1 protein-coding gene is annotated in these 1,239 nt (G+C 39.7%); it reads left to right on the forward strand.

Going from position 1 to position 1,239, the window contains the following annotated elements; translation table 11 throughout:
• The first annotated feature begins 296 nt into the window (after nt 1–296).
• Nucleotides 297–845, forward strand: coding sequence for a hypothetical protein (locus F6K38_RS42385; protein WP_008188075.1), 549 nt, complete (start codon nt 297–299; stop codon nt 843–845).
• Nucleotides 846–1,239 lie beyond the last annotated feature (394 nt).

The raw sequence follows: 1,239 nt of genomic DNA on the forward strand, positions 1-1,239 counted from the left end.
CCCGATCTCTTAAACATCTTTATCCAGTGTTTGAAGAGGAAGAGATGGCAGATTCTAATGCACCAAATTAGCTGTGTCAGTCCAGTAGGGTGCGTTAGGGGGGGTTCTCATTTTCAGCCTCTAACGCCAGGGTTGGCACAGCCCGCCCCGTAACGCACCACCGGGTCAAACAGCTTTTAGGAGATGCACCCCAAAAGGTTACTGTGCTCTATCTTTTTTATTTGATTTCGGAGATGATCATTAGTAAACTGGAAATATATTATATACCATAATTATGAGGTACATTCAATAAAATTATGCTAAATCAATGGAATTGGGAAAAAACAACTACTGCAATAGGGTTGATTATTTCCGCTGTTGGTATTGTCGTCGCTATTGTTACACCAGAAATTAGATGCTTGATTCCAATCATCAACCAAAATTGTCCAAAAGGGCATTGCAAATCGTTATTCAAGAATAATCAAAGAATTGAAGCAAAATATAATCGGACAGACCTTAAACATCTAGAGTTTGGAGAAGTCGAAAATCTAGAGATAATAGAAAGAGATAACGATACATTGGTAACAGGTATAGTGTATCTTCTTGACCATCCATATCCTGGAAACAAGAACCTAGAACAAATATCAGTAACAAGTGGTAAATATACTCATAAGTTTCCCAACCCTGTAAGATTTCAAATCAACTATAATAAAAACGATACATGGGATTTAGATTGGTATGATGTTTCAGGCACAAAATTAGTGGGTAAGGGGCAATGTCAAAATGCTAAAATAGCAACAGGAAGGCTGAGATACCCCGACGGGCATCATACTTACAATATAATTTTTGAACCTATTCAACAATAAAACTTTGGAAATTATAAAACCTGTCCTTGATTTACGGGTGCATCAACAGAAGGATTAGTATATATACCCGGTGGTGCGTTACGGGACGGGCTGTGCCAACCCTGGCGTTAGAGCTGAAAATAAAGGCGAGCCCGTCCCTAACACACCCTACGCAACTCTTGCCTTTCCCTATTGCTAGCATGCCTATTGCTAGCATGCCTATTGCTAGCATGCCTATTGCCTCTTGCCTTCCCCTAAGGTAGTCTGTTAAGAAGTTAAAAGTCACCATGGATATTCTCTACGACCATCAAATGTTTGCCATCCAGAAATTTGGTGGTATATCCCGAATTTTTATTGAATTAATCCGAGAGTTATCGCCAAACTCTGACTGCTCAATTCATTGGCATCGTGGCAT

The sequence above is a fragment of the Moorena sp. SIO3B2 genome (assembly GCF_010692525.1).
GTDB lineage: Bacteria > Cyanobacteriota > Cyanobacteriia > Cyanobacteriales > Coleofasciculaceae > Moorena > Moorena producens.

Excerpts from the sequence above, each read along its gene's own strand:
- F6K38_RS42385 (WP_008188075.1), top strand. The coding sequence starts at position 297 with ATGCTAAATCAATGGAATTGGGAAAAAACAACTACTGCAATAGGGTTG.